Genomic DNA, 21,604 nt, shown 5'->3' with positions numbered 1-21,604 from the left:
AGTATAATAAATACTCTTTTGGGCGGATAAACCCTATGCTCGGCGTGGCCCTGAAAATGTTGACCGGAGATCGAGCGAAATACCTCGGGCTCGTTTTTGGCATCACCTTTGCCACGCTTTTAATGTCGCAACAAGTTTCGATTTTCGTCGGGCTGATGGCTCGAACCGCCTCCCAAATCCGCGACGTCGCCGAGGCCGACGTTTGGGTGATGGATCCGCAAGCCCAATACATGGAGGAAATCAAGCCCTTGCCCGACCGCGACCTGACCCGAGTCCGCGGTGTCTCGGGAGTTCAGTGGGCAGCGCCGCTCTTCAAGGGCTTGGCGGTGATCCGGGCGCCGGGTGGCGTCATGCAGCAGGCGATCCTGATGGGAATCGACGACGCGACGCTCACCGGCAAGCCGCCCAAGATGCTGGTCGGGGCTTGGGAGGACCTCAAGCTGCCCGACGCCATGATCATGGACAAGGCCGGCTATGAATTCCTTTGGCCTGGTCAGCCTTTCCAGCTGGGCCGCGAGGTCGAGATCAACGACCGCCGGGTGGTGATCGTCGGTCTCTGCGAGGCCTCGCCGCCCTTTTTGACTTTTCCGATCGTCTACTCGCGCTACAGCTTGGCGCTCAAGCTCTCGCCGGGCCAACGCAACCGCCTTTCCTACATCCTGGTCAAGGCTGCGCCGGGGGTTTCGGCCAGGGACTTGGCCACCGGCATCCATGCTCAAACCGGCCTCCAGGCCCTGACCTCCCATGACTTTCAGTGGCGCAGCATCCGCTATTATCTGCAAAGGACCGGTATCCCGGTGAACTTCGGGATCACCGTGGTCCTCGGATTCATCGTCGGCGCGGCGATCGCCGGCCAGACTTTCTACATCTTCGTGATCGAAAACTTGAAGCAGTTCGCGGCAATCAAGGCGATCGGAGTCCGCAACCGCCGCATCCTCTCGATGGTCCTGCTCCAGGCCGGGGTCGTCGCCTTCGTCGGCTTCGGCATCGGGATCGGCCTGGCCGCGCTTTTCTTTTTCTCAACCAAGGACGTACCGGCGCTCCGCGGTTTCACCCTCCACTGGCAAGTGATGGCGGGCACGGCGGTTGCCGTGCTCGCCATCATCACCCTTTCGAGCTTGGTGAGCATCCGCCGAGTAGTCACGGTCGATCCGGCAATCGTATTCCGAGGCTAAACATGAAACCGATGAATGAATTTTCAGACTATCTGATCACGGCTCGCGGGATCGTAAAGGATTTCCCCTCCGGCGACGACAAGGTTCGAGTGCTTCACGGCATCGACCTCGATCTCAATCCCGGCGAGCTCACGATGATGGTGGGCCCCAGCGGCTGTGGCAAGACGACCCTGCTCTCGATCCTCACCGGGATACTTACTCCCTCCGAGGGCGAGGTTGAAGTCGCTGGGGCCCCGCTTTTTCGCATGTCCGACGACGAGCTGGTGGATTTCCGGCGGCGCAACCTCGGCTTCATCTTCCAGCAGTTCAACCTTTTGCCTTCGCTGAACGCCGCCGAAAACGCCGCTATCCCGCTGGTCGCCGGCGGGATGTCGATGCGGTCGGCGATGCGGAAGTCTTCGGCGGTCCTGGCCCGGATCGGCATGGCCGATCATTTGGCCAAGCTGCCGGCCCATCTCTCGGGCGGCCAGCAGCAACGAGTGGCCATCGCCCGGGCCCTGGTCCACGAGCCGCGGATGATCGTCTGCGACGAGCCGACCTCGGCGCTCGACGCCCAGACCGGCCAAACGGTGATGGAAATTTTGCGCGACATCGCCCTCGAAGCCAGCCGGGCGGTGCTGGTCGTGACCCATGACAGCCGAATCTTCGATTTCGCCGACCGCATCGTCCACATGATGGACGGCCGGATCAGCAAGGAAGAGCGGAACGGAGGAGCCTATGAATCGAGAAAAGCTGTATAAGCTCGGCTTCCCGCTGCTCGCCGCCGGGATGCTGCTCTTCGCGCTGACCTTCGTCCTGGTCCGGCCCGAGCGCAAGCCCGAAGCGCCGGTGCTGGGGCCGGTCAACTCGGCCTTCGTCAATCGGGTGGCCGGCATCGGCCTGGTCGAGCCCCGCAGCGAGAACATCGCCATCGGAACCCAATTGCCCGGCGTCGTCTCCAAAGTTTCGGTGGCGGTCGGCCAGAAGGTGGCCGCCGGCGATTCGCTCTTCACCGTCGATAGCCGCGACGCCAAGGCCCAGCTCGCCCTGGCCCAGGCCCGGCTGGAGTCGGCACGGGTCGAGCGGGCCGACCTCAAGCACCAGCTCGGCATGTTCGAGCGGGTCTCGGACCGGCGGGCGATCAGCGAGGACGAGCTGAGTCGCCGGCGCTACGCCTCTCAATTGGCCAATGCCAAGGTCAAGGAGGCCGAAGCCCAGGTCGAGGTCTATCAAACCGAGCTTGACCGACTCGACGTCAAGGCGCCGATCGCCGGCACCGTCCTCAAAGTCGATGTCCGACCCGGCGAATACGTCAACGGCGGCAGCGCCGAGCGGCCTTACGTGGTCTTGGGCGACGTCGACGTGATGCACGTCCGGGTCGAAATCGACGAGACCGACATCCCGCGGGTCGATATCAAAGCCAAGGCCGTCGCCTCGCTGCGCGGCTATGGCGACAAAAAAGTCGCGCTGAATTTCGTCCGCAAAGAGCCCTTCATCTTGCCCAAGCGCTCCCTGACCAACGACGGCAACGAGCGGGTCGACACCCGGGTCCAGCAAATTCTCTACTCCTTCGACAACTCCAACCTGCAATCCTTCTCCGGCCAGCAGATGGACGTCTTCATCGAAACCGGCTCCTTGGTCTCGGGCTTCGGAGCCAAGCCATGAGGGCCCGGCGCCTCCTCGCCTTGGCTTTGGCGCTGACGACGCCGGCCTGCGCGGTCGGGCCGCGCTACGAGAAGCCGAAGGTGGCTTGGCCCCAAGGTTATTTGCAAAAGCAGGCTTTCGCCGTCGAGGACCGGGATCCGGACTATCGCATTTGGTGGAAGGCCTTCGGCGATCCGACTTTGGACTCGCTGGTCGAGCACGCCTTGCGGAATAACCGCGACCTCAAAATCGCCGCCGCTCGAGTCAAGGAAGCCCGGGCCGACTGGAAGGGGGCCAAAGCCGACCGCTGGCCCCGGGTCGATCTCTTCGCCAGCGCCGGCCGCTCCGACCGAGGCGTTTCGACCATCGGCGAGACGATCAACCTTTACGAGGGCGGCTTCGACGCCTCCTGGGAAGTCGACATCTTCGGCGGCAAGCGCCGCAAGTCCTGGGCCGCCAAGGCGCTGTTCGAGGCCAGCGCGGAGAGCCAGCGCCAAGTCCAGGTCAGCTTGATCGCCGAGCTGGTGCGCAATTACCTCGAAGCCCGTAAGCTCCAGCGCCAGATTCACTTCACCGAGGAGACGGCCAAGGCTTACCGGCAAACGCTCAGCCTGCTCGAGGTTCGGAACAAGGCGGGCTTAAGCAGCTATCTCGAAGTCTCGCAGCAGGAAACGGCCTATCAGACGAGCTTGGCCCAGATTCCGGGCCTGCGGGCCTTGCGTGACGCGGCCTTCAACCGGCTTTCGGCCTTGGCCGGCGAGAATCCCGGCTTCGCCGAAGCCCGCATGGGCGAGGGCGGGATTCCGCGGGCCGCCCCTCAATTCGTCCTGGCCACGCCGGCCCGGGCGGTGAGCCATCGGCCCGACATTCGGGCGGCCGAGAAGCGGCTGGAGGCTGCGACCAATTTGACCGGCGCGGCCATCGCCGAGCGCTATCCTAAGCTCGATTTGTCGGGTCTCTTCGGCGTCCAGCAGAACAGCTTCCTTGGCGCCGGGATTATCTGGTCGATCGCCTCCGGGCTCTTCATGCCGCTTTTCGACTTCGGCCGGATCAAGGCCCAGATCCAAGCAGCCGAGGCGAGGCAGGAGCAATCGCTTTACGAGTACGAGAAGGCGGTCTTGGAATCGCTGGAAGAGATCGAGACCGCGCTCTCGGCCTATCTCAACCAGGAGAATCGCTACGCGGCGCTGCTTAAGGCCCGGGACAGCGCCGAGCTGGCTTACCGGCTGGCCGAGGAGCGCTACCGCAAGGGCATCGCTTCTTTCCTCGACATCTTGGTCAGCGAGCGGGCTTATTTCCAGGCCGAGTTTGACAAGCTCGAGTCCGAGGCCGGCAGCGGCCAGCGGCTGGTGGCCCTGATGAAGGCCTTGGGTGGAGGCGGGGAAGGGGAGCCGAACTCCGCCGCCTTAAAAACATACTAGGTAGAAAAGATCAAAATAGGATACTTTCTACTTAGTATGAAAAGCCAGGTCTCTTGGCCCCAATGGATGGAAAGGATCAGCCGGCTCGGCCCCGACCAAGGCGGCGTGTTTTCCTACGCCGATCTCTTCAATTTGCTGGCTGCTGGCTCCGAGCTTCAGAACAAGCGCATCATCCGGCGGTTGGTTCGCGAAAAGGCCCTGCGCAAGGTGCAACGCGGATTCTATACCGCCGGCCAGGTCGACCTCTGGCTCCTGGCCGCCCGCCTCAAGCCCGGCGCCTACATCTCGATGGATTCGGTCTTGGCGAAGAACGGCTTGGTCGGAACGGTGCCGGCGCGCTCGGTCTCGGCGGTGCGGCCGGGTCGGCTCGGCACCAGCGTAGAGACCGCCGAAGGGAGCCTGCGCTACTTCGGCATCCAATTCAGCCTGGCCTTCGGATTCGTGCCACGCTCCGATGGGGTAGCGGTGGCCGACAACGAGAAGGCCTTTCTCGATCTGCTCTATTACTACCAAAAAGGCGCGCGCTTCGTCTTCGACCCGCGCTGCGAGATCAACGTCCGCAAGCTCGACGGCCAGCGCCTGCAGGACTATCTCAAGTTTTACCGCAATCCGAAATTCTTGAAATTCGTGGAGGGAGTGTTGCGATGAGATCGCCGGAAATGCTTTTGGCCAAGGTCATGAACCATCTCGCCGACCGGATGAAGGACAAGCTGGTGCTGAAAGGCGGGATGCTGCTCCGCCTCCACAACAGCCCCCGCTCGACCCAAGACGTCGACTACGTCTGGATCACCAAGGATTCCAAAAAGGGTTTGGCCCGGGAGATCGAGAAAGTCCTGACCAATATGGAAGGAATTGAAATCGAGTCGACCGACGTGAATCCACGGGGCGTCTTCGTCGACTTGGTGGATTCGGTCAGCGGAGAGCGGGCCCTGCTCGAGATGGAGGTCTCGACGTCGACCCAGCTCCCGGCCGAGCCGATGTCGACCGGCCCGCTCGGCGCCCGCTTCGCCTTGGGCGCCCGGATCATCGCGACGATGGCCCTGCCCGAGGCCTTTGCCCACAAAATCGTCGCCACCTTGGAGCGCGACGTGGCCCGCGATCTCTACGACTTAAGCCAGATGCAGGCGCTGAGCTCCTGGGACGAGGTCACTTTGAACGACCGGCTAGGCGAAGTCTCGATCAACCGGGCCAAGCCCAAGGCCCTCACGCCTCGGCAGGCCGCCGAGCTTCTCTCCAAAAAATTGGGGAGCCTCGATCAGAAGAGGGTGGAACAGGAGCTCCATCCCTTGTTGCCGGCCGAGTATCGGGCCGGAGTGCTCAGCCTGATCCGGGCCGGAGTGACCCGGATCATCGACAAGCTCTCGAGCGGCGGATAATCGTTCCATTTAGCATCAAATTTCAGCTTCGTCCGATTAGTGAAAGCTCCTACCTCGAAATCTCCTAAGGGCACAAAAATGGGATTATTCCTTCCGATTCTTCTTTTTGCGGGCGCGGCGGCCATCTCGGTCTTGGCCGAGGGCTGCGGCGGCTCGGGCCATTCTCCGGCCTCGGCTCCGCCGATGCCCCAAGGTTTCCCCAAAACTTTCCTGGATTACGGCGATGGGCCGGAGCCCCGCGCCAATGGCTACCATTATCTCCTCCAGAACCTCGAATCCCAGGCCCTGAGCTCGCCGACTCGGCGGCTCGACCTCCAGGCCTTGCTGAGGAACAGCGGAGCCGGCGCGAGCTGGCTTCAGGTTTTTCAGGACCCTCGCCAAGTCGGGAAAGCGAAGGAATTCATCCGCCACTTGGCGACCCACGATCAAAGCAAGGACGATGTCTCGCTCTTCGACGTCTATTTCGAGACCAAGCACCTGGGCGAGGAGTGGAAGGAAGAATGGCGGGATAAAATCCTGGGCTGGGATTTCCGGCTTTCCCAACCCGAAAGGATCCGGGTATTGGGCCAGCCGCTGCTCGGCGGCGGAATCGATCCCAAGCCGGCGCGGGAGCTGCTCGACTCCCTGGCCTTCTACATCGGCCTGATGAATCCGGCGACTCAGCCTGCCAGCCGCTTGACTCCGCTCGTGGATTTCTATTTGAAACAGAGCGAGCCGCCGATCTTCGCCCGATATTTGAACATGACTTACTCGGGCTTTTTGCAATTGGGGCCGATTCAGCAGAGCGAGGCTTTCGAGAAAGCGGTGAAGGCCAAGTTCCCCGACGCGGCCACGGCCGCTTCTCTTTTCTCTTACCTTAGCCCCGAGGAGGCCCAACGCTTCATTAAGGAGTGTTTGCGCCAAGATCCCAAGGCCAGCTTGGATCTTTTTGAAAAAGTGCCCAGCCCGATCGGGGCGGCCTTGAACAAGGTCTTCGATGAGTCCGATTATTTCCCCAACCTGGCCCAAGGCACGCCTTACGCGAAGCGCCAGCAGCAGATCGACGCCTTTCTGCCCCAGCCCGACAAGACCTGGATTCGAGGCCAAGTGACCTTGAAGAAGTATTTTTGGCCCGGCGACACCGAAGTTTTCTCGCTCGAGGCCAAGAAGCCCGGTCCGACCACGCTGGTGTTTTCGCCTCATTTCGACGAGCCCAACCCGCGCAAGGTCTTCCATTGGTTGAAGGATCTGCCGTTGCAGAGCGGGCGGATCCTGTTCCTGCCCGAGGCCAACCGGGCGATGGCGGCCGCCGGCCACACCACCCGCCTGATGAACAACGAGTTCAACAAGGCTTTCCAGGGCGACCGGATCGACCAAATCATCGTCCGCCGCACCGAATGGCTGCTGGGGCTATGCGATGGGATGATCGGTCTTCACGATTGGACCGAGCATTCGCCTTTCTTCATCTCCGATGTGGTGATCGATGCCGATGGCGTGGCCGATCCCAGCCTAGGGCCGGTGGCCTCGCTTTGGCTGCCGGCCCAGGTGCGGAAGATCCAGCGGCTGTCGCATCCCACGACCTTGGAGAAGGAGATGGGTCCGAGCGAGCAGCCGGCGGCGGTGGCCGCGGCTTTCAAGAACGGCCTCCAAGTGCCCTGGCAGATCGCGGATTATGCCGCGACCCGCTTGGCCAAGCTGAGCGGCGGCAGCTTCGAATTCAGCGCTTCGCCCCTGGCCCGGCGGGATTCGCGCCGGATCGACAATGCCACGGCCTACATGAATTTTTTTCTGAGGAAGCCGGCGATGACTTTCGAGGGAACCCGGGAAGAGGAGCACGGGCAGCTCGAGGCCCAGGCGGTTTATGCGCTGCTTCTGGGCTTCGGCCACAAGATCGATCCGGCTTTCGAGAAAAAATTGAAGGACCCCAACCCGACCGTCGAGCCCGATATTTACGTCGGCTTGCCGCCGGTCCCGCCGCCGGCGCCATCGCCGGCGCCTTGACGCCTTTTGAAGCGACCTCGGCGCGAGCGGCGCCGTTTCTTCCCCGGTTTTTTCGCTCCGCTGGGCATGGGCCCCAATTTGACATGGCCGCGGTGGCCTTGAGGCTTGGGAGCCGCCGGTGGCGTCGGTGCCGGGGCTTGCCGGCGGCGGGGCGGCGGCAGCTCCGGCAATTGCGAAATGGTCAGGCTTTTTTTGATCAGCCGCTCGATGAGGTGGATCTCTTTTTTCTGCTCGGGCGTGGCGAAGGAAATGGCCCGACCCTTGTTTCCGGCCCGGCCGGTGCGGCCGATGCGATGGACGTAATCTTCGGATTGATCGGGCAAGTCGAAATTCACCACCAATTCGATGTTGCTCACGTCGATGCCCCGGGCCGCGATGTCGGTCGCGACCAAGACCCGGTATTTGCCGGAGCGAAAGCCGGCCAGGGCTTCGCGCCGTTGGCTTTGCGAGCGGTTGGCGTGGATTTCGGCGGCGTGGTGGCCCATCATGTTGACCACCTTGGCGATCTTCTTCGCGCCGTGCTTGGTGCGCGAGAAGACCAGCACCGTGCCGTGATATTCTTGCAGCAGCTTCTCGAGCAGCGACAGTTTCGACTCCTGGCGGATGATGAAGATCTCCTGCTCGATGTCGGCCGAGGTCGTCCCGGCCGGGGCCACTTCGAGGCGCACCGGCATCGCCATATAGGTGGTCGCCAGCTTGACGATGGAGTTCGGCATGGTGGCCGAGAAGAGCAGGGTCTGGCGCTCCTTGGGGACCGTTTTCATGATCCGGTTGAGCTGGGGCGCGAAACCCATGTCGAGCATCCGGTCGGCTTCGTCGAGGACCAGGATTTTCACGTCGTCGAGGCGGAGCCGCCGCTCTTCGAGGTGATCGATCAGACGGCCGGGAGTGGCGATGAGGATCCGAGGCTGTTTGCGCAGGTCCTGGGCCTGGCGGTGGATCGATTCGCCGCCGATCAAGACCGTGGTTTTCAGGTGAAAGGCTTGGCCGATGCGGAGGAAGGTTTCCTCGGCCTGCAGGGCCAGCTCCCGGGTCGGCAATAAGATCAGGGCCCGGCCCGGCAAGTGGTCCAGCCGCTGAACCACCGGGATTCCGAAGGCCAAGGTCTTGCCGGTCCCGGTCTGGGCGATGCCCATGATGTCCTTGCCCTCCAGGCCCACCGGGATGCATTTATGCTGGATCGGCGTGGGAGCGACGATCTTCATCTTATGCAGGGCGCTCAAGATTCGCGAGGAGATGCCCAGGTTTTGAAATTCGGTGTTCAAGGGGAGGGCGGTGTAGCAGAATCCACGATTAATACAAGGTGCAAATCGTGAAGCGCTTAAATCCATCCGATCTCCGGCAAATCAGCCGCCAGACTCTCGACCACTATGAAAGGCGGGCCGAGGAATTTTGGGAGGGCACCAAGGGCCATGACGTCCGGCAAAACTATCAGGCTCTGCTGGCGGAGCTTCCCCAGGACCGGCCGCTCGACCTCCTCGACTTCGGCTGCGGTCCGGGCCGGGACCTGGCTTACTTCAAGAGCCTCGGTCACCGGGCGGTCGGCTTGGAGGGTTGCGCCAATTTTTGCCGGATGGCCCGGGAATATTCGGGTTGCGAGGTTTGGCAGCAAGACTTCTTGAGCTTGGAGCTTCCGGCCGGCGGTTTCGACGGCATCTTCGCCAATGCCTCGCTTTTTCACGTGCCTTCGCAGGAGCTGTCGCGGGTCTTGAAGGATTTGTGGTCGGCTCTGCGGCCGGGCGGTATCCTCTTCGCTTCCAACCCCCGAGGCAGCTTCGAGGGCTGGGACGGCCAGCGCTACGGCAACTTCATGGAGTTCGAGGAGTTCAAGCCCCACCTTGAAGCCGCCGGCTTCGAGGTGTTGCATCATTATTACCGCCCGGCCGGAAAGCGGCGCAGCGAGCAGCCCTGGCTGGCAGTGGTGAGCCGAAAACATGGCGGATCGTGACCAACAAGTGTGGAGCTGGGACTCTTTTCTTTCGGCCGAGGAAGCCGGCGATTGGCTGACTCGGATCGAGGCTTATCGCTCGAAGCATGAGCTGACCGAGATTCACCGGCCGATGCGCGGCCGCTCGCTGCGCTACTTCGTCATCGACGGCGAGGCGATCGACGCGGCCTTTCCGGAGCTGGCGATGCTCTATCGGCGAATCCAGGCGATCGCCGAAGAGAGCAGCGGGCTCCGCCTCGAGCCCATGCGCCAGCGCAAGGTCGCGATCAATATCAACATCACCCGGCCGGGCGGCGAATACCGCTGGCACTACGACCGCAATGCCTTGACCGCCATCCTCTATCTCAACGCCGTCGCCGGCGGGGTCACCGAGATGCATCCGGGCCACCGCTTCCTGCTCCGGGGCCGAAGCCACACGGCTTGGCAGAAAGCCTTGGATCGTTTGTGGATGAGCCCGGTCGGGCGTCGCTTCAGCTCCAAGCTCCACGTCGCCCCGGCGCCGGGCCGGCTTTTGTTGATGCGGGGCGACCGCTGTCTCCACAGCGTCAGTCCGGTCGAGGGCGCCGAGGAGCGGGTCAATTTCATTTTTTCCTACGACCAGGTCGGAGCGCGGCACCCTCAAGAAGAGGGCTTGAACGACTACCTTTATAGCTCCAAAAAGCTGAACGGGGCCGATCCCAATTACAGCCATCGAATAAGGACTTGAATTTCAATGAGAATTACCATTGTATGCCTCGGCCATGGCAAAAGCTCAGACCATTACCTCCGCCAGCAGCGCGGAATATTTCTCCAAGAATCTCCAGCAAGTAGGTTTTTCGTCCTACACCAAGGCGATCCTGACCACGATCAAGGAGGCGGTCGATAATTCGCTCGACGCCTGCGAGGATGCCGGCATCCTGCCCGAGGTTTCGGTCCTGATCGAGAAGGTCGGCGAAGGCACCGGCAAGGGCGCCGACGCGATTCGGGTCCGGGTCGAGGATAACGGCCCCGGCCTCGAGGTCGAGGACGTCGTCAAGGTTTTCGGCGAGTACTTGGCCAGCTCCAAGTTCGGCCGCGGCCGCTGCAGCCGGGGTCAGCAGGGCATCGGCATCTCGGCCGTCACCACCTGGGCCCAGCTCACCAACGCCCGCGGCGCGACCATCGTCACCAAGACCGCCAAGATGCGCAAGGCCGTCCAGTGCGTGGTCGAAGTCGACATCAAGCACAACAAGGGCACGATGAAGTCCAAGGAGACGGTGGAGTGGGGCAAGGACCACGGCGTCGCCTGCGAGTTCGTCATCGATGCCCGGGTTCAGCTCAACGGCGAAGGCGGAATCCTGGCCTATCTCAACGGCACGACCTTGGTGAATCCCCACCTGACCTTGCGCTACAAGGTGATGGATCAGGATGAGGTCGTCGTTCCGCGGGTCACCGATGAAATCCCGCAAATTCCCGACGCCACCGATCCCCATCCCCATACGATGAAGCTGGGGGAGTTCATCGCCCACTCCCATCTCTTCGGCCGGGTTTCGATCGGAGCTTGGCTCAAGAAGGGATTTTCCCGGGTTTCCGACGGCGTGCTCAAGGATCTGAAAAAAGAGGGGCTCCCTCAGTCCTTGCTCGACTTGAGCGTCGACAAGGCCAGCGAGGAGCAATTCAAGCGGGTCTTCGCGGCGATCCAGAAAGCCAAGCTGATGGCGCCTTCCACCAGCAGCGTTCTCAGCATCGGCGAGCCCGGATTGGCCAAGAGCATTCAGCGGGTCGGCGAGGTCGACTTCTTCTCGGTCGTGTCGCGCAAGCCGGCGATCTGCGATTTCAAGCCGGTCTTGGTCGAAACCGCGATCGCCCGGCTTTTGAACAAGCCGGGCGGCGAGGAGGATCAGGTCACCTTGCTGCGTTTCGCCAACCGGGTCCCGCTGCAATTCGACAAATCGGCCTGCGCCATGACCCAGGCCGCCGAGTCGGTCAATTGGCGGGCTTACGGGCTCAACCAGCCCAAGGGCAGCCTGCCGTCGGGTCCCTACATCATTGCGGTCAGCGTGGTTTCGCCCTTCATCAAGTTCAAGAACGCCTCCAAAGAGACGGTCGATGCCAGCGACGAGTTGGTCGAGGAAATCCGGCGCACCCTGATCCAAGCCGGCCAGCGCCTCTCCAAGCATATCCGGCGCGAGACCAAGGAGGCCGATCTCGAGAAGAAGCGCCAGCACATCGAGATGTTCGCGCCGATCTTGGTCGACGGCGCCTGCCGCATCACCAAGTCGCCGAAGGAGCGCCGGGCCAAGGCCCTCGAAGGACTGGCCAAGATCCTGGGCCGCGACGCCGCGCTGGCCGAGAAAGAATTGGCGGTCGCCATCGAGCATGCCGAGGAAGCGGTGATGAAGATGGAGCAGACCGTCGGGATCATTCCGGGCGCGGCCTCGGCCCAAGCCGATTCGCGGGAGGTCGATGAGCCGAGCGAGATCCTGACGCCGTCCGCCGCCCCGAAGAAGAAACCGGCCAAGAAGCCGGCGGCCAAAAAAGCGACCAAGGAGAGGAAGAAGTAATGGCAACCGATATCGACGTCAAAAAGCTCTCGGTCGAGATGTGCGAGAAGCTGCTCCGGGATTTGGAAAAGGCCCGCCGGCCGGTCCTCGAGGCCACCAAGTGCTCGCTCGACAACTCCAATTACAATCCCAAGGTCGGCTATCTGACGCCCGGCGAGAAGAAGGTGGCGACCGAGCTGAACGTCAGCTCGGTTCAGAAGATGTCGCGGGCCGTCTTCATGCTCGAGCTCATTCTGCGCAACCTCGACGTCGGCGCCACCAACACCAAGCGCGAGCTCTACTATATCTCCAAGGGCGAGATTAAGCACGACCCGGCGCTGAAGCCGCTGGATTTCGCCGATCAGGACGAGAGCGACGCCATCATCGACTTCATCTGCGAGATGATGGAGTGCTACCGCGAGGACCTGAACTGCTTCGCCAACGACCGCGGCGGCCAGACTTACAGCCAGCAATTGGTGGTGGTCGAGACCCTGCCCGACGGCGGCAAGGCGACGATCGACCTCTCGACCCTCGGCACTTCGCCCTTTCAGCCCAAGAACCGGCCCCAAAGCCTCAAGCTCAAGGCCAAGAAGAAGATCGATTTCTGCCTCATCGTCGAGTCGGAAGGCACCGCCAATACCTTGGTCAACAGCGGTTTCACCAAGCGTCACCCGGTCATCTTGCTCGGCGCCCAGGGCGTGCCCTCCAATGCCGTCCGCGGCTGGACCAAGCTGATCCAGGATGAGCTGAGGATTCCTTGCTACTTCTTCGGCGATTTGGACGCCTACACCATGCAGAACATCTTCCGGACCCTGAAGGCCGGGTCGGCGGCCAGCTTGATCCGCAATTCCGACTTCAGCGCGCCGGAGGTGAAGTTCCTCGGCGTCCTGCCCGAGGATATCCGCAAATACGACCTGCCGGACTATGGCGTGAAGGAGAACGACGCCGCCGAATCCCGGGCCTTGAAGAAGGCCCGCGACGCCCTGCAAAACGATCCCTTCTTCAAGGACAAGCGCAACAAGGGCGTGGCCGATATCCTGCGCTGGCTGATCCAGCACAAGCGGCGCTGCGAGCAACAGGCGCTCTTCTCGGTCAATCCCCGCGACCCGCTGATGCCGGAGAAGATCATCCTCGAGAAGATCAAGAAGGCCAATTACGTCTAAAAAAACGGCCAAAAGAGGCCGGGGATTCCCCCATCCTAAAACCGGGCCTTCACCCATTGTCCTCGCGTCGCGGCGGTGACAGTCTCCGTTCGAAACGAAATGAACTCGAACAGGAGACCAATATGAAAAAGACGATCTATCCTTTTCTGATCGCCGCGCTGGCTCTTTCAACAGCGGCTCTCGCCGCGGGCGAGGCCGGGAAGGCCGGCGAAACGAAGGCCCCGATGAGCGTCCAAGAGGCGACCGACGCCTGCAAGAACAAGGGCAAGACCGGGGCCGAGCTCCAGGCTTGCATCGACAAGAAGACCGCCCAGGCCCCGCAAGGCAGCGGCGATCTGCCGGCTTCGGCCCCCGCTCCGAAGGGCGGCGGGTACTAAGCCCATTTGGGTTTCGCTAGGAGGCCCGGGGTTTATTCCCCGGGCCTTGATTTTTTCCGAGGAAGCCCCATCTGGCTCTTCCACCTCAAAAAGGAGGCTGCCTTGAGCCAGAAAAATCTCCTCCAAATCCGCAAAAGCCCCGCCGGCCATTGGGTTGGCGACGGTTTTCCCGTGCGATCGATGTTTTCCTACAACGACGGTGATCCGGCGATCAGCCCTTTTCTGCTCTTGGACTACGCCGGGCCGGCCGAATTTCCGCCGACCGAGGAGCGACGCGGCGTCGGCGAGCATCCGCATCGCGGCTTCGAGACCGTCACCATCGTTTACCAGGGCGAAGTCGAGCATCGCGACTCCACCGGGACTCGCGGCAAAATCGGACCCGGCGACGTCCAATGGATGACCGCCGCCTCCGGCATCGTTCACGAGGAGATGCACGGGCGGGATTTTGCCCGAAACGGCGGAACGCTCGAGATGGTCCAGCTTTGGGTTAATCTCCCGAGCGAATTCAAGAAGAGCCCGCCCCGGTATCAAGATCTCCGCGCCGCTCAAATTCCGGCGGTCGCCCTGCCGGGCGGAGCCGGAACCTTGCGGGTCATTGCCGGCGATTTCCAAGGCCATCGAGGGCCGGCCCGGACCTTCACGCCGGTCAGCCTCTGGGACCTCCAGTTGGAGGCCGGAAAGTCGGTCGAGCTGAAACTGCCGGAAGGCCACTCGGCTTTCCTGCTGGTTCGGAGCGGCAAGGTCGAGCTGAACCGCGGGGAAGACGCCGGAGCCGCCATGCTGGCTTACTTCGATCGGCGAGGCGAGACCCTCTCGCTCTCGGCCAAGGAAGAGAGCCGGGTCTTGTTGATGAGCGGCGAGCCGATCGACGAGCCGCTGGTCGGCTACGGTCCCTTCGTCATGAATCGGGAGGAAGAAATCGATCAAGCGATCGAGGACTACCGCCGAGGCAAGATGGGCCACCTCGGGCCGCCGGCTTAAGGATGAACGCTGTAGACGGCGGGATTCCCGCCGGGCAATTCGCCGCCGGCACCCATCGTCAGGGTGCCGGTGAGCAGCCCGGGCTGGGCTTGGCCGAGGAACTCGACGCTGACGTCGGGGAAGCCGGCCACGGTGCCGCTGCCCGAGGCGCTGAAAGACCCGTCAGCTTGAATGGCGCCGCCGACCGTCACCCAAGGCGGATCGCCGAAGAACGATATCCGGTTGCCCTCGATGCTGTACTCGACCAAGGGCGGAAATTCGCCGATGAACTCGGAGTGGCCGTCGGGGTCGGAGCTGACTTCGGTGAGGATCTCGAAAATTCCGCCGTCGCCCAATCCGGCCGGGCCGCCGCATTCGAACTCCTCGATTTGAGGGTCGCTGATCAGGGCTTTAAAGCCGACATGGGCGAAGGTGTCGAAGTCGATGATCGTGACGGGAGCGGCGGCCGACAAGTCCTCGGCTTGCTGGAAGCGGGGGATGATCGCGATGCTCTGAGCGCTGAGCTCCTGGTAGAAATATTCCTGCTCCGGCGGCATCAGGTCTTGGATCAGGACCAGGACTTGGGCGGCGTTGAGCCCCAGCAGGATCGGGAGCCGCGGCGGGTCGGCGTCGAGCGAGGCTTGCAAGACCGGATCGACCGTGAAGGAAATTCCCGACAAGGCCGAGATGTCCTGGAAGACCGAGTTGAGGCTCTTGCCGGCCGGCACGTCGTAAGGCTGCCCCCTCCAATCGGAGCCCGTCGAGGAACCGCCACCGCCGCAGGCCGAGAAGGCGAGGGCGGCGAAGACCATCAGCCAGGTTTTCAGGGCTGCTTTCATTAGGGTCTCCCCGGTTGGATTTCGGTCCCATTCGCCGCGAACAGGTCCTTATAGGCGTCGTACTCGGCGTTGGTGATGCCGTTGTCGGCCGCGATCTTTTTGGCCGTTTTTTGGTCCTTCATCCGCAGCAAGGTTTTCATCAATTCGCGCCGGGCCTCTTCGTCGGCGTCGGGGTTGCCGACATGCTCGAAGAGGATCGTCGCCACGTGATAAAGCATGACCCGCTCGAAGTCCCCGCCTTGGCCTCGCCCCATCAAGTTTTCGCGGGTGCCGCCGTTGGGGTCGTACTCGTCCTCCAAACCCATTTTATGGCCGATCTCGTGGGCCACCGAGCGGGAGGTGTTCTCGAGCCAAAGATTTTCGGAGTCGGCGTTCTTGCCGGTCTCGGGCGGCGGCTTTCCGAGATGGACCATGAAGCGCTTCTTTTCGGGGTCCTTCGGCGTGTCGCAGTCCTCGATGACGCTGAAATTGAAGACGAAGCGGACGGTCTTGCGAGGCTCGCCGCGGCGAACCCGGAGGCGCCGCGGACAGGCGTTCCAAATGCGGGCGACCTCTTCTTGATGGGCCTCGATGAAATTCTGGAGGTCTTCGGGAGTCGGGCCTTCTTTTTCGGGAGTGTCGGGATCGTCTTTGGGCTTGGGGCAAAGCTCGACGTTCGTCGTGATGACGATTTCCTCGGCGCCGCTATCGTCGACCGTAATGCTCCGCGCCCAAAGCTGGGGAGCGGCGAAAAACAGCGACCAGGCAAGAAGGAGGGCGGGCAAGCGAAATTTCATGGATCGCCGTTTTTAACACGGTGAGGAAAAGGCGTCGAAGAAAAAAGGGGCGGGGATGGGTCATCCTGCTTCGGAGGCCGGGGGAAGCGCTTCGCCCCGCGGTTCGGCACTCAGGCTCCGGGTCAGCAGGTCGCGGAAGCTTTCCCAAATCTGGCGCTTCTCTTGGGGCGTGGGTCGAGTCGTGGCGTAGGTGACGATGCCGATGTCGAAGGTCACCACGAACTTCGCCAGGCCGGCCAGATCCCGGTCGGCCGGAATCTCGCCCCGGCCTTGGGCGGCTTCGAAGTTTCGGAGGATCAGGGCTTCGGTCTGGGCGATGTGATTTTGGACCCGCCGGCGGATCTTGGCGTCGAGCACCTCTTGCTGAGTGAGGGCGTTGGTCATGAAGCAGCCGTAGGGGAATTCAGTCTCGATCACCAGCTGGACCTCGTCCAGCACGTTCTGCAGGCCGAGCGGCTCCCGGTTCAGGATCGCGCCCAAGTGCTGGAGGCCGAGCAGGTAGTGTTCCACCGCCGCCTCGTAGAGCCCTTCCTTCCCGCCGAATTCCTTGTAAAGGCTGAAGCGGTTGAGCCCGGTGACGGCGACCAACTCCTGCAGGTGAGCTCCCTCGAAGCCCTTGCGCCAGAACAGGTGCATGGCTTTTTCCAGCACTTCGGTCCGGTCATAGCCCTTGTGTCTTCCCATTTTCGTCCTTCCTCTTCTTCTTTTTCGCCCAGTCGGACTTCTTTTTCAATATTTTTCACCTATCGTTCTGAAAAATCTTGACGGAAGCTGAAAAATCCTCCATAACCCTATTTAGCACCTATCGTTCTGAAATTAATCAGAATGATATCATGTATTTAAAAGGGGGACGCCATGCGCCGCTATTCTTATCAAGATTGTTTAGAGACTTCCTATCGGGTGAACTGGCGAATCGACGACGTTTTAGGGGCGGAAACCTTCGATTTCGCCCGCCCTTGGCTGCCGCCTTCGCTGTCGGCCGCCGGCCGCATTTCCTGCCTCAACGAGGAGGAGAAGCGCAAGCTGACCCATGTGGAGATGGGAGCCTACGCCCATCTCTTCGGCTTCGTGGAAGAATTCATCGCTCCCCAGATGACGAGCCTGGCCCAAGCCCAAGAGCAGGCCGATCGCGGCGCTTTCGAGGCCCTGGCCAATTTCGTCGCCGAAGAGGTGAAGCACATGCACCTGTTCCGCCGGATCCGGGACCGCGTCGACGCCCAGCTCGGCTTTCGGCTTCGCCTTCTCGATGGCGAGCAGCAGGTCGCGGACTACGTCCTGGGCAAGAACACCGGCGCGGTGTTGTTGCTCACGTCCTGCATCGAGTGGTTCACCCAACTGCACTATCTGGCGGCGATCCGCGAGGCCGCCGGTCTCGATCCGCTGACCAAGAAGATTTTCCGGGCCCATTGGCTGGAGGAGTCCCAGCACGCCAAGCTCGATCATTTGGAGACGCTGCGCGCCTTCGCGACGATGGGCGAGGGCGAGCGGGATCGGGCGGTGTCCGATCTCATCGAGCTGGTCGGCGCGGTCGACGGTCTGCTGCAAAAGCAAAGCGGATACGATCTCGAGAACCTTTCCCGCTACCTGGGGCGCGATTTCAAGCCGGCGGAGCGGGACGAGATCGGGCGCGAAGTGCTGGCGGTGAAGCGCTGGGTCTTCATCCTAAGCGGCGTCACCCATCCCAATTTCAACGAGCTGTTCTTGCAGGTCACCACCTCCCACCAACGCGAGCGGGTGGCCCTGGCCTTGGCCAGCTAAATTTCAACCGAAATTCCAAAAGGAGAAAATCATGAAAACCAACGTTGAAAGAAAAGCCGAAACCCAAACCGTCAACGGCATTGATGTCGAGGCCCTGGGTCAAGCCGCCGAGGAAATCGCGACGGACCCGATCAAGGGCCAGACCCGATGGCAGGTGCGCACCTCCTGGCTCGGCGGGACTCGCAGCGAGACCCGGGTCGAGGGCTATGAGATCGGGGGCCAGCGGGTGAAGAAGGATTTTCGGATCCAAACCGACGAGCCGCTGGAGCTCTTCGGCACCAACCAAGCGCCCAATCCCCAAGAGCTCCTGATGGCCGCGCTCAATGCCTGCATGACGGTGGGCTATGCCGCCCTCTGCGCCTTGGAGGGCATCGAGCTGGAGGAGCTGAGCATCGAATCCCAGGGCGATCTCGACCTCCGGGGCTTCTTCGCCCTCGATCCCTCGATCAAGCCGGGCTACGAGGAGATCGGGTATCGGATCCGGGTCAAGGGCAAGGGGACGCCGGAGCAGTTCCAAAAGATCCACGAGCGGGTCCAGGCCACCTCGCCCAACTATTTCAACATTTCCCAGCCGGTTCGCCTCAAGGGCGACCTAGTCATCGCTTAAACGCCGATAGCCGCGCGCCCCCGGGGGGCGCGCGGTTTTTTGGATAGGTCCACCCCTTGGGGCCGTGCTAGAACCGAGGCCTGGAAAGGGGGGATTATGACTCCAACCGAAATGCAAGCGCAGGTCGAGCAGGGACTTTACGCCGGGCTCGGATTCGGCACCCTCGTGGCCTTCTTGATCGCCTGGATCTGCATCGCTTTTTGCTTGGCCAAGATCGGCGAGAAGCTGGGCGTCTCCTTCGGCAAGGGCTTCGTGATGTCGCTGCTCCCGATCGTCAACTTGGTCTTCCTCCTGCAGCTGGCCAAGAAGCCGATGTGGTGGCTGATCCTTTTCCTCATCCCGATCGTCAACCTGGTGATCCTGGCTCTTTCCTGGGCGGGGATCGCCGAGCGCCGCGGCCGGCCCAACTGGTGGGGCCTGCTCATGCTGGTGCCGGTCGTGAACTTCGTCATCCTGCTGATGCTGGCCTTCGGCGAGCAGGGTCCGGCGGCGCCGGCGCCGGCTTGATCTGAGCTCGGCGAAGGGATATACCAGCGCCGGTGGAAACCGCCCTAGCCATCAGCCGGCCGGTCGCGTCGGTGCCTTTCGAGAAGCTCCTCTCGATGGCCTTGACCGCCTTGGCCCTCTTTCTGCTGAGCCCGCTGGAAATCCAAGAGGCCATCATCGTCTTCGGCCAAGGGCATTTCCTCGCCTGCTATTACTATCAATATAAGTACGGCCAGATCACCAAGGCCTACCTGATCAAGTACCTCCTCGCGATGGCGCTGATCTTCGGCGGCTACATCCTCTATCCCAACCTTTATCTCTTGGTGACGGCGGCCTCGGTTTACTTCGTGGTCCATCTTTCGGCCGACGAGCGCTTTCTTTGGAAGGATAAGCCCAACTTCCAACGAGGGCTGGCCCTTTTTCCCTTCGTGGCGCTTTACAGCGGCATGATCGTCGACAGCATCTTCGTCGGCACTTATCGCTTCGTCACCGGCATCCTGCCGCCGCAAACTTTCCAAGTGCCGCTGCTCGGGGCCTGGATCACTCCCTATTGCCTGGTCGCCGCCGGCCTCGGTCTGGTCGCCTACCTGGCCTACATCCGGCTGCGGCCCTCGCGGATGGAGGCTCACGACGTCTACTTCTTATTGGCCGCCGCCGTTCTCGCCGTGCTCTACGCGATCGGCCGGGTGCCGAACCACTTCTACCTGATGGGCGCGGTGATCCTCTTTCACTACTCCAGCTGGTATTTGCATTATTACTTTCGGTGGAAGGACGATAAGCCCCGGCGCAATCGCTACCTGCTCGACATGCTGGTGATCAATGCCATCGTTTTCGGCCTTTACGCCTTTTACCGCTTCATGCCGGCGGCCTTGAGCGTCGAGTACGTGCCGAGGCAGATCTTCCCCTTCAAGGACCTCGCCCAAGGCAATGCCTTGGCCTACCTCTTCTCACCGGGTTATTTCTACCTCTGGACCTTCATGCATTACGTCACGACGCTGCGGATTTCCGACCTCGGATACTTCCGGCGGTCGCCAGCCCGAGGGTAATCAAGCCGATCCAGAGCCCATCGCCGAATCGGACATAGACCGACAGCTCTTTCTCCAGCGGGATTTCGGCCAGCAGGATGCCGGCGATGAACTTGGGGATCTCGGCCCGGATCCGGCCGCTGGGGTCGATCGCCGCGGTGTAGCCGGTGTTGGTGCCCCGGACCAGGGCTCGGCGGTTTTCGACCGCCCGGAAAATCGAAAAGTGGAGGTGCTGATCGAGCTGGGAGACGTCGCCGTACCAGGCGTCGTTGGTGATGTTGACCAGGAAGGCGGCGCCCATCCGGGTATAGTGGCGCGCGATCTCGGGGAAAAGGTCCTCGTAGCAGATCACGACGCCGTAAGGGTGGCCGTCGACCTTCAGCAGCTCCTTGGGCTCGATGACTCGGAAATCGCCCATCTTGGCGGCCACCGGCTTCACGAACCAAAGCAGCTTTTTGAGGGGGACGTACTCGCCCAGCGGGACCAAATGCTGCTTGTGCATCCGGCCGGCGAATTGGCCGCCGGGATCGACTTGGAGGGCGCTGTTATAGAGCACCGGCTTCAAGAGGCCGATCGGCTGTTCGATCGAGAGGATGCCGAGCAAGATCGGCACCGAGAAGGAGCTCAGCGGGGCGAATTGGGTCAGACCCATCGGCAGGGCGGTCGGCAGGGCCGATTCCGGCCAGATCACGAACTGGGCCCCTTGCTCGGTCGCTTGCCGGGTCATCTGGAGCAAAAGTTTTTGGATATAGTCGTTCAGGTCCTTCTTCCATTTGAGCCGCTGGCCGATGTTGGGTTGGAGGAGGCCGACGGCCAGCTTGGGGCTTCCGGCGGTCCGCGCCTCGACTTGGCGCAGGCGGAGGGAGCCATAAGCCGCGAAAGCCACCGGCAGCACTAGGGCCGCGGCCAGTGAGACTTTGGGGAAAGGGCGCTGCCGTCGCCAGGCCTGGAGAGCCTCGGTGAGGGCCGCGTTCACCGCCACCAGGACGAAGCTGAGGCCGTAGACTCCGAAGAGGTCGGCTGATTGGAGCAGGTGGATCGAGGTGGCTTGGCTGTAGCCGAGATTGGCCCAAGGGTAGCCGCCGAAGGGCCAATAGTTCCGGACCCACTCGTAGAGCGCCCAAAGTCCGGCCATGGTCAGGACCCAAGGCAGGCGAAAGCGCCGAATCAGGAATAGGGTCAGCGGGATGAAGGCCGACTGGAGTCCGGCCAGCAGGACGGCCATCGTGGCCAGGACGCCAAGGCTGGCCGCGACCGAGAGCTGGCCGTTGAAATAAAGGGCGTTGAAGATCCAATAAGAGGTGAGGGCATTCCAGCTAAAGCTGAAGAGGAAGGTCAGGCCGGCGGCCCGGCCCAGCCGGGTCGGCTCCAAGGTCGATAAATAGGGGATCAGCGCCACCCACGCCAGCCAAGATAGGTCCGGAAAGTGATGGCCGGCCACGATGGTCGGAAAGGAAAGGGCGGCCAGAAGACCGGAGAGAAAGGCGGCGAAATAGGCCATAAGCCCCCCTTATTCCTTTATTTTTTGTTTTTCACCAACGGGATTTTCGTGTAAATCCAGAAAGCCGTTTTTCTTGGACCCATCTCTA

General features: G+C 61.9%; 22 protein-coding genes. 17 read left to right on the top strand and 5 right to left on the bottom strand.

From position 1 onward, the window contains the following. Positions 1–35: 35 nt before the first annotated feature. The 7 genes from VJR29_02365 to VJR29_02335 all read left to right on the top strand — a co-directional run bounded on the left by VJR29_02365 (position 36) and on the right by VJR29_02335 (position 7,575). Positions 36–1,175: an ABC transporter permease gene (locus tag VJR29_02365; GenBank protein ID HKY62236.1), complete on the top strand. Its 1,140-nt coding sequence runs from the start codon at positions 36–38 to the stop codon at positions 1,173–1,175. A 2-nt stretch (positions 1,176–1,177) separates the two neighbouring features. Next, a complete protein-coding gene (locus tag VJR29_02360) occupies positions 1,178–1,915 on the top strand; it encodes an ABC transporter ATP-binding protein (protein ID HKY62235.1) in 738 nt (245 codons plus the stop codon). Continuing rightward, a complete protein-coding gene (locus VJR29_02355; protein HKY62234.1) occupies positions 1,893–2,819 on the top strand; it encodes an efflux RND transporter periplasmic adaptor subunit in 927 nt (308 codons plus the stop codon). Before VJR29_02360 ends, VJR29_02355 begins: the two co-directional genes overlap by 23 nt. Further along, on the top strand, positions 2,816–4,219 hold the full coding sequence (locus tag VJR29_02350) for an efflux transporter outer membrane subunit (GenBank protein HKY62233.1): 1,404 nt from the start codon (positions 2,816–2,818) through the stop codon (positions 4,217–4,219). The genes VJR29_02355 and VJR29_02350 overlap by 4 nt, the downstream gene beginning before the upstream one ends. Positions 4,220–4,255: 36 nt before the next feature. Further along, a complete protein-coding gene (locus tag VJR29_02345; protein ID HKY62232.1) occupies positions 4,256–4,867 on the top strand; it encodes a type IV toxin-antitoxin system AbiEi family antitoxin domain-containing protein in 612 nt (203 codons plus the stop codon). Beyond that, on the top strand, positions 4,864–5,595 hold the full coding sequence (locus tag VJR29_02340; GenBank protein HKY62231.1) for a nucleotidyl transferase AbiEii/AbiGii toxin family protein: 732 nt from the start codon (positions 4,864–4,866) through the stop codon (positions 5,593–5,595). Before VJR29_02345 ends, VJR29_02340 begins: the two co-directional genes overlap by 4 nt. A gap of 78 nt (positions 5,596–5,673) precedes the next feature. After that, positions 5,674–7,575, top strand: coding sequence for a hypothetical protein (locus VJR29_02335; protein ID HKY62230.1), 1,902 nt, complete (start codon positions 5,674–5,676; stop codon positions 7,573–7,575). On the opposite strand, the gene VJR29_02330 is transcribed toward VJR29_02335, so the two are convergent. Further along, a complete protein-coding gene (locus VJR29_02330; GenBank protein ID HKY62229.1) occupies positions 7,524–8,840 on the bottom strand; it encodes a DEAD/DEAH box helicase in 1,317 nt (438 codons plus the stop codon). The two genes, VJR29_02335 and VJR29_02330, sit on opposite strands and share 52 nt — an antisense overlap. A 47-nt stretch (positions 8,841–8,887) precedes the next feature. Between VJR29_02330 and VJR29_02325 the strand changes: the two genes are divergently transcribed. The 6 genes from VJR29_02325 to VJR29_02300 all read left to right on the top strand — a co-directional run bounded on the left by VJR29_02325 (position 8,888) and on the right by VJR29_02300 (position 14,545). Continuing rightward, positions 8,888–9,523: a class I SAM-dependent methyltransferase gene (locus tag VJR29_02325; protein HKY62228.1), complete on the top strand. Its 636-nt coding sequence runs from the start codon at positions 8,888–8,890 to the stop codon at positions 9,521–9,523. Then, on the top strand, positions 9,510–10,229 hold the full coding sequence (locus VJR29_02320; protein ID HKY62227.1) for a 2OG-Fe(II) oxygenase: 720 nt from the start codon (positions 9,510–9,512) through the stop codon (positions 10,227–10,229). Before VJR29_02325 ends, VJR29_02320 begins: the two co-directional genes overlap by 14 nt. Positions 10,230–10,263: 34 nt before the next feature. Continuing rightward, entirely contained in the window at positions 10,264–12,045 is a 1,782-nt protein-coding gene (locus VJR29_02315) for a DNA topoisomerase VI subunit B (GenBank protein ID HKY62226.1), read from the top strand. Continuing rightward, positions 12,045–13,187 (top strand): DNA topoisomerase VI, encoded by a 1,143-nt coding sequence (locus VJR29_02310; GenBank protein ID HKY62225.1) that lies wholly within the window; start codon positions 12,045–12,047, stop codon positions 13,185–13,187. The genes VJR29_02315 and VJR29_02310 overlap by 1 nt, the downstream gene beginning before the upstream one ends. 122 nt (positions 13,188–13,309) lie before the next feature. Next, positions 13,310–13,564 carry a hypothetical protein gene (locus tag VJR29_02305; protein HKY62224.1) on the top strand — a complete coding sequence of 85 codons (255 nt, stop codon included), beginning with the start codon at positions 13,310–13,312 and terminating at the stop codon, positions 13,562–13,564. A gap of 102 nt (positions 13,565–13,666) precedes the next feature. Further along, positions 13,667–14,545 (top strand): pirin family protein, encoded by an 879-nt coding sequence (locus VJR29_02300; GenBank protein ID HKY62223.1) that lies wholly within the window; start codon positions 13,667–13,669, stop codon positions 14,543–14,545. Here VJR29_02300 and VJR29_02295 read toward each other — a convergent pair. From VJR29_02295 to VJR29_02285, 3 genes are read right to left on the bottom strand one after another with little or no spacing between them, the layout of a single operon-like run. Then, positions 14,542–15,363 (bottom strand): hypothetical protein, encoded by an 822-nt coding sequence (locus VJR29_02295; protein ID HKY62222.1) that lies wholly within the window; start codon positions 15,361–15,363, stop codon positions 14,542–14,544. The genes VJR29_02300 and VJR29_02295 overlap by 4 nt on opposite strands. After that, positions 15,363–16,139 (bottom strand): hypothetical protein, encoded by a 777-nt coding sequence (locus VJR29_02290; GenBank protein ID HKY62221.1) that lies wholly within the window; start codon positions 16,137–16,139, stop codon positions 15,363–15,365. Before VJR29_02290 ends, VJR29_02295 begins: the two co-directional genes overlap by 1 nt. 60 nt (positions 16,140–16,199) lie before the next feature. After that, the gene (locus VJR29_02285; protein ID HKY62220.1) at positions 16,200–16,823 is read right to left on the bottom strand and encodes a TetR/AcrR family transcriptional regulator; all 624 of its coding nucleotides are present in this window, start codon (positions 16,821–16,823) and stop codon (positions 16,200–16,202) included. 171 nt (positions 16,824–16,994) lie between these two features. Between VJR29_02285 and VJR29_02280 the strand changes: the two genes are divergently transcribed. The 4 genes from VJR29_02280 to VJR29_02265 all read left to right on the top strand — a co-directional run bounded on the left by VJR29_02280 (position 16,995) and on the right by VJR29_02265 (position 20,036). Further along, a complete protein-coding gene (locus VJR29_02280; protein HKY62219.1) occupies positions 16,995–17,897 on the top strand; it encodes a diiron oxygenase in 903 nt (300 codons plus the stop codon). A gap of 31 nt (positions 17,898–17,928) precedes the next feature. Continuing rightward, on the top strand, positions 17,929–18,504 hold the full coding sequence (locus VJR29_02275; GenBank protein HKY62218.1) for an OsmC family protein: 576 nt from the start codon (positions 17,929–17,931) through the stop codon (positions 18,502–18,504). 96 nt (positions 18,505–18,600) lie between these two features. Next, entirely contained in the window at positions 18,601–19,011 is a 411-nt protein-coding gene (locus VJR29_02270; GenBank protein HKY62217.1) for a DUF5684 domain-containing protein, read from the top strand. Between the two features lie 32 nt (positions 19,012–19,043). Next, complete coding sequence (locus VJR29_02265) at positions 19,044–20,036, top strand: hypothetical protein (GenBank protein HKY62216.1); 993 nt, start codon at positions 19,044–19,046, stop codon at positions 20,034–20,036. On the opposite strand, the gene lnt is transcribed toward VJR29_02265, so the two are convergent. After that, positions 19,978–21,516: an apolipoprotein N-acyltransferase gene (gene lnt / locus VJR29_02260; GenBank protein HKY62215.1), complete on the bottom strand. Its 1,539-nt coding sequence runs from the start codon at positions 21,514–21,516 to the stop codon at positions 19,978–19,980. The genes VJR29_02265 and lnt overlap by 59 nt on opposite strands. Positions 21,517–21,604: the final 88 nt, after the last annotated feature.

This window comes from bacterium (assembly GCA_035281585.1).
In the GTDB taxonomy this organism is placed as follows: domain Bacteria; phylum UBA10199; class UBA10199; order DSSB01; family DSSB01; genus DATEDP01.
This window is presented reverse-complemented; position numbering and strand designations above follow the sequence as displayed.